The 6,682-nt window shown below is 61.8% G+C and carries 6 protein-coding genes; 1 reads left to right on the top strand and 5 read right to left on the bottom strand.

All coding sequences use genetic code 11. The features are described 5' to 3' along the window. Positions 1–110: 110 nt before the first annotated feature. From fusA to EP376_RS21025, 4 genes are all read right to left on the bottom strand, one after another. Positions 111–2,234: an elongation factor G gene (gene fusA / locus EP376_RS21040; protein WP_127657482.1), complete on the bottom strand. Its 2,124-nt coding sequence runs from the start codon at positions 2,232–2,234 to the stop codon at positions 111–113. 12 nt (positions 2,235–2,246) lie between these two features. Continuing rightward, positions 2,247–2,717, bottom strand: coding sequence for a 30S ribosomal protein S7 (rpsG, locus tag EP376_RS21035; protein WP_127657481.1), 471 nt, complete (start codon positions 2,715–2,717; stop codon positions 2,247–2,249). Positions 2,718–2,732: 15 nt separating this feature from the next. Continuing rightward, on the bottom strand, positions 2,733–3,104 hold the full coding sequence (gene rpsL, locus EP376_RS21030; RefSeq protein ID WP_127657485.1) for a 30S ribosomal protein S12: 372 nt from the start codon (positions 3,102–3,104) through the stop codon (positions 2,733–2,735). Positions 3,105–3,439: 335 nt separating this feature from the next. Further along, positions 3,440–4,393: a DMT family transporter gene (locus tag EP376_RS21025; RefSeq protein ID WP_338068416.1), complete on the bottom strand. Its 954-nt coding sequence runs from the start codon at positions 4,391–4,393 to the stop codon at positions 3,440–3,442. Between EP376_RS21025 and EP376_RS21020 the strand changes: the two genes are divergently transcribed. After that, positions 4,392–5,393 (top strand): glycosyltransferase family 2 protein, encoded by a 1,002-nt coding sequence (locus tag EP376_RS21020; protein WP_127657480.1) that lies wholly within the window; start codon positions 4,392–4,394, stop codon positions 5,391–5,393. The genes EP376_RS21025 and EP376_RS21020 overlap by 2 nt on opposite strands. A gap of 6 nt (positions 5,394–5,399) precedes the next feature. On the opposite strand, the gene EP376_RS21015 is transcribed toward EP376_RS21020, so the two are convergent. After that, positions 5,400–6,650 (bottom strand): aminopeptidase, encoded by a 1,251-nt coding sequence (locus EP376_RS21015; protein ID WP_127657479.1) that lies wholly within the window; start codon positions 6,648–6,650, stop codon positions 5,400–5,402. Between the last annotated feature and the right edge of the window lie 32 nt (positions 6,651–6,682).

Below are 6,682 nucleotides of genomic sequence, written 5' to 3'. Positions count from 1 at the left end.
TGCGTTCAAACTTTGCCTTCGCCATATCTTGGCTCCTTCTTGTCTCACGGTGCGTGCCGCGCACGCACCCTACAGGGGGGTAGGGTGCGTGGTTTCCCACGCACCGCGGTTTATGCGTATTTCGACTGGATCTCTTCCGAGATGTTCTGCGGAACCGGATCGTAGTGATCGAACTGCATCGTGAACTGCGCGCGGCCCGAGGACATGGAACGCAGGGTGTTGATATAGCCGAACATGTTGGCCAGCGGCACAAATGCGTCGATCGCGATCGCGTTGCCGCGCGGCTCCTGACCCGTGACCTGCCCGCGCCGGGACGTGAGGTCCCCGATCACGTTGCCGGTGTATTCTTCGGGCGAGATGACCTCGACCTTCATGATCGGCTCGAGCAGTTTCGCGCCCGCCTTGCGGAGACCTTCACGCATGCACATGCGCGCAGCGATCTCGAAGGCGAGGACGGAGGAGTCCACGTCGTGGAACTTGCCGTCGATCAGCGCGACCTTGAAGTCGATGACCGGGAAGCCGGCAAGCGGGCCACTGTCCATGACCGAATTGATGCCCTTTTCGACACCGGGGACGTATTCCTTCGGAACCGCGCCACCGACGATCCGGCTTTCGAAGGAATAGCCTTCGCCCGGCTCTGTCGGCGAGATGATCATCTTGACCTCGGCGAACTGACCCGAACCACCCGACTGCTTCTTGTGGGTGTAGGTATGTTCGATCTCGTGGCCGATCGTCTCACGATAGGCGACCTGCGGGGCACCGATGTTGGCCTCGACCTTGAATTCCCGCTTGAGGCGGTCAACGAGGATATCGAGGTGAAGTTCGCCCATGCCCTTCATGATGGTCTGACCGGATTCGATATCGGTCTCGACGCGGAAGGACGGGTCTTCGGCGGCAAGCCGCTGGAGGCCCTGGGACATCTTCTCTTGGTCGGCCTTGGTCTTGGGCTCGACCGCGATCTCGATGACCGGATCGGGGAACGTCATGGTTTCGAGAACGACAGGCTCCTTGGCGTCACAGAGCGTGTCGCCGGTCGTCGTGTCCTTGAGGCCCGCAAGCGCGATGATATCGCCGGCAAACGCCTCTTCGATTTCCTCGCGGTTGTTCGAGTGCATCATCATCATGCGGCCGATCCGCTCGCGCTTGCCCTTGGTCGAGTTCAGGATCTGATCGCCCTTGTTGAGCACACCCGAATAGATACGGGTGAAGGTCAGCGAACCGACGAAGGGGTCGTTCATGATCTTGAAGGCAAGGCCCGCGAACGGCATGTTGTCGTCCGCACGACGCGGGATGTTGCGGGTTTCCGTCTCGTCATCGGGCGAGAAGCCCATGTAATCGACAACGTCCAGCGGGCTGGGCAGATAGTCGACGACAGCGTTCAGAAGCGGCTGAACGCCCTTGTTCTTGAATGCGGAGCCACCGAGAACCGGAACGAATTTCAGTTCGAGCGTGCCCTTGCGGATCAGCTTGCGCAGGGTCGGCACATCGGGCTCTTCGCCTTCGAGATACGCCATCATGGCGTCGTCGTCCATTTCGACGGCATTCTCGATCAGCTTGCCGCGCCATTCGGTGGCCAGCTCAAGAAGCTCCTCACGGATCGGCTGACGGGTCCAGGACGCGCCCAGATCCTCGCCTTTCCATGTCCACTCTTCCATGGTGACAAGGTCGATGATGCCTTCGAGCTCGTTCTCGGCGCCGATCGGGATCTGGATCGGGGCCGGGATCGCGCCGGTCCGGCTTTCGATCATGCGCACGCAGTTGAAGAAGTCGGCGCCGATCTTGTCCATCTTGTTGACGAAGACGATGCGCGGAACCTTGTACCGGTCGGCCTGACGCCAGACGGTTTCCGTCTGGGGCTCGACACCGGCGTTGGCGTCCAGCACGGCGACAGCACCGTCGAGCACGGCCAGCGAACGCTCGACTTCGATGGTGAAGTCAACGTGGCCGGGGGTGTCGATGATGTTCATCCGGTACTTCGTATCGGATGTTCCCTCGGCGGACGGGTCTTCCTGCCACTGCCAGAATGTGGTGGTCGCAGCCGAGGTGATCGTGATCCCCCGTTCCTGCTCCTGTTCCATCCAGTCCATCGTGGCGGCGCCGTCGTGGACTTCGCCGATGTTGTGAGACTTGCCGGTGTAGAACAGGATCCGCTCCGAGCAGGTGGTCTTGCCTGCATCGATATGCGCCATGATCCCGAAATTCCGGTATCGCTCAAGGGGGTAGTCGCGTGCCATTTCGGATGCCTCTTACCAGCGGTAATGGCTGAACGCTTTGTTCGCGTCGGCCATCTTGTGGGTGTCTTCACGCTTCTTGACGGCGGCGCCGCGGCCATTGACCGCGTCGATCAGCTCGCCGGCAAGGCGCTCTTCCATGGTATTCTCGTTGCGCTTCTGCGCCGCGACGATCAGCCAGCGGATCGCGAGAGCCTCACGGCGCTCGGGACGCACTTCGACGGGCACCTGGTAGGTGGCACCGCCGACCCGGCGGGACCGGACCTCAAGCGCGGGCTTGATGTTGTCGAGAGCCTCGTGAAAGACTTCGACGGGCGCTTTCTTCAGCTTGCCTTCAACGCGATCGAACGCGTTGTAGACGATTTTTTCTGCGACCGATTTCTTACCATCGATCATCAGGTTGTTCATGAACTTGGTCAGGACCCGGTCGCCAAACTTGGCATCGGGCAGGACCTCTCGTTTTTCGGCGGCGTGACGACGCGACATCTCTCGATCTCTCTCTTACTTCGGACGCTTGGCGCCGTACTTCGAACGGCGCTGCTTGCGGTCTTTGACGCCCTGCGTGTCAAGGACACCGCGCAGGATATGATAGCGGACGCCGGGAAGGTCTTTCACACGGCCGCCACGGATCAGGACAACAGAGTGTTCCTGCAGGTTATGGCTTTCCCCGGGGATGTAGCTGATGACCTCGTAACCATTGGTCAGGCGCACCTTGGCAACCTTCCGCATGGCCGAGTTCGGCTTCTTCGGCGTCGTCGTATAGACGCGCGTGCAAACGCCCCGCTTTTGCGGGCAGCTCTCCAGATGGAGAGACTTGGAGCGGGTGACTTTCGGCTGCCGCGGTTTGCGGATCAGCTGTTGGATCGTTGGCATTGGGCTTCGTTCCCCGTTTCCTACACATGTGTCGCGGTCCCGGTCAGGCCCGCCGATTTCATAATGACAAACACGCGTCCGTATCTGCCGTTTCCCGCACCTGTCGCCAAAAGGCCAAGGCGCAAAACAAAAAGTCCGCAGCGTTCCCTCAACCTGTGGAACGATGCGGTGGGTCTGCAGAGGATCGGGGCCAGCAAAATCGGCCCGGATCATGACCACTCATCTCTGATCTGTCGTCCGGACGGCATACGCCCGGTGGTCGGATGTCGCGCGTATAGGGGGAGTCGCGCGGGCTGTCAACACAGGGTCGGGTCAGTCGGACCGCCAGCTGACCTTCAGGCGGCAGAACGGGCGGTTCTGCGCAGTTTCAGCTCTCTCCAGATGGTGAAGAGGCCGGTCGCAACCACGATCGCAGCGCCGATCAGCGTCAGGACATCGGGAAATGTCCCGAAGACCACATATCCCAGGATCAGTGCCACGATCAGGCTGGTATATCGAAACGGTGCCACGAAACCGATTTCACCTGCGCGCATGGCGGCGACGGAACAGACATAGCCGATCATGATGAAAACAGTCGCCCCCCCGATCAGCATGATCGCACGGGGCGTGACCGGCGCCCAGTCCGTCACGGCCGCGCCGATGCCCGCGAAAAAGGTCACACCCATCGCCGCCGTCGCCGACACAAGAAGCGTCGGCACATCCGCCGTCATGCGCCGCGCCGTCAGATCGCGCACGGTCACGCAGGCAACCGCGCCGAGCGCATAGAGCGAATAGATGGTGAATCCCTCTGTCCCGGGCTTGACGATCAGCATGACCCCGCAAAGCCCGACCAGGATCGCCACCATGCGCCGCCAGCCCACCGCCTCACCGAGAAACAACGCCCCGGCGAGGGTCACGGTCAGGGGCAGTGATTGCAGGATCGCCGACAGGTTGGCGAGGTCCATGTTGAAGAGCGCGGAGAGAAAGAAATAGGCGGCCATCGCTTCCGCAAGCGTGCGGATCGCGATCAATGTCCAGCTGCGCCGCGACAGATTGAACCGCAACTGCCCCATCAGACGGGCAAGGAGCAGAAGCCCAAGGACCGTTCCGATCCCGCGCAAGAACAGGGTCTGGAAAATCGGCAGCTCACCCTCGAGAACCTTCAGGAAGGCGTCATTGGCGGTATAGGCGGTCATTGACACCGCCATGAGCGTCGCCCCGCGCGTGTTGTCGGAAATCACTGCCATGATTGCCGTTAGCAGCCCGTCAGGCTGGACGCCAGACAGGAAGGGTGCTTCTGTCTCGCGCATGACGTCATCTGGTGAAAAATTTCTAGCCTTCGCGGCGACCCGGAACGAGGGCGCGTTTCTTCTGGAATGGGTGTGCTGGTACCGGATGTTGGGGTTCGATGTGCTCGTTGGTATCAACGATTGCACCGATCATTCGCCCCAGCTTCTGTCTGTTCTCGCGGAGGCGGGATGGCTCGAGTTTCTGGAGCATTCGCCCGCCGAAGGTCAGCCGCCCAAGCAATCGGCGCACCGGGCGATGCGGCGTCATCCAAGCGTCGCCGGGACTGACTGGCTCTTGATTTGCGATGTCGATGAATTCCTTGTCCTGCACAAGGGCAACGGCACCATCCGGAGCTATCTGGACGACATCGGTCGCGATTTCTTGGGGATCGCGTTTCACTGGAAGTGTTTTGGCAACGGCGGATGGAAGCGCTACCGCGACGGGCTGGTCCATCGGCAGTTCCGTAGATGCGGCTGGTCCGAGAACAAGGTGAACGCCATGTTCAAGACGCTGTTCCGCGATCCGCTGCGCTTCAAGGCCTATTCCGATCATGCGCCATGGCGGTTCGATGGCGACTGGTCCGCGCCCGAGAACCGGATCGTGGATTGCGAAAAGCGCGTGATCGAGAAATTCCTGACCGATGAGCACCCGATCCGGTTCACCGCGCCCGACGGCATCACCCATCAGACAGCGCAGATGAACCACTATGTGATCCGGTCCGACGAAAGCTTCGATCTCAAACGCGGCACGCCCAGCGCCAGCGCCATGAAGGATCGCTATACCGACCGCTTCTATCGCGCCCGCAACCGCAATGGCCGCAAGGATCTGTCGGCGATGGCGAACGAGGCCGCGTTTGATGCCATCTATGCCGAGGCCTGCGCCATTCCCGGTGTCCGTCGGCTGCACCACCTGTGCTGCGCCGATTACGTCGAGCGACTTTGCCGCAATCAGGGCAAGCGGGCGGAAGACGACGACCGCTGGCAAAAGCACATGGATGCGGCGGCCTCTCTCAACCCCTGAGACGCGTTAGAGGCTGTGGGCCCATTCGCCGGCACGCATCACCGGGGTTCGGTTCCCGTCGGCGTCCAGCCCGTCGATGTCGATCCGGTTCGAGCCGATCATCCAGTCCACGTGGATCAGGCTCGAGTTCCCGCCCGCAGCCGCCAGCGACTCGGCGCTTTGCCCGGGATCGGTGAAGCAATCGGAGTAACACTGGCCAAGCGCCACATGGCTCGCTGCGTTCTCATCGAACAGCGTGTTGTAGAACAGCACACCCGATTGCGAGATCGGGGAGCCGTGGGGGACAAGGGCGACCTCGCCCAACCGGCGGGCCCCTTCGTCGGTGTCGATCAGCTTCAGGAACACATCTTCGCCCCGGCTGGCCCGGGCCTCGACGATCTTTCCGCCCTCGAACCGGACCTCGATATCCTCGATCAGGCTGCCCTGATGGGCCAGCGGTTTGGTGGCGCGCAGGGTTCCGTCGGCGCGCTGCGCATGGGGCGTGGTAAAGACTTCTTCCGTGGGAATGTTCGGGTTGCAGGTCACCCCGTTCTTGGAAACGGAAGACCCCCCCTTCCATTCGTGTCCCTGTGCAAGACCGAGGGTGAAGTCCGTGCCCGGCCCGGTGTAATGCAGCGCGTCAAAGCACATTTCGTTGAGCCATTCGCGCCGCGCCCGGAGGGCGGCGTTATGCTCTGCCCAGGCGGCGACGGGATCAGGGGTCTTGACGCGCGAGGCTTCGAAGATCGCATCGGCAAGCCGGGCCACGGCCTCTTCATCGGGCAGTCCGGGGAAGACCTGCCGGGCCCAGCCAAGGCCGGGATAGGCCACGATCGACCAGTTGATCGCAAATGTGGTGATCGGCTCCATCGCGGGTTTTGCCGCGATCGAACCTGCCTTGCCCGCGCGCGCGACCTTGGCGGGATCCTGCGACGCAAGCATCATGGGATTGTCGCCCTTGATCGCCAACCGCGCCGTGTTGCCTTCGAACGCCTTGGCCATCCCTTCATAGAGCCAGCCCGGCGCGGCATCGAAGCTTTCGTCAGGCGCATGTTCATAACGGGCGACGATCATGTCTTCATCGGCAAAGAGCGGCGTCACGAGACGCGCACCGGCCTTGTAGGCGGCAGCGGCGATCCGCCGTGCGAGCGGCAGCGTCTCGAGATCGGCCGTCATCAGAAGATCCTGCCCGGGCTGGAGGTTCAGTCCGACACGGACGGTCACCTCGGCCAGCCGGTCCAGCATCTCGGGATCGAAGGGCAGTGCGGCATCATTCATGGCGACCTCCTGAGCATTGGGTTCTCCAAGAC

This window comes from Alexandriicola marinus (assembly GCF_004000435.1).
In the GTDB taxonomy this organism is placed as follows: Bacteria; Pseudomonadota; Alphaproteobacteria; order Rhodobacterales; family Rhodobacteraceae; genus Alexandriicola; species Alexandriicola marinus.
This window is presented reverse-complemented; position numbering and strand designations above follow the sequence as displayed.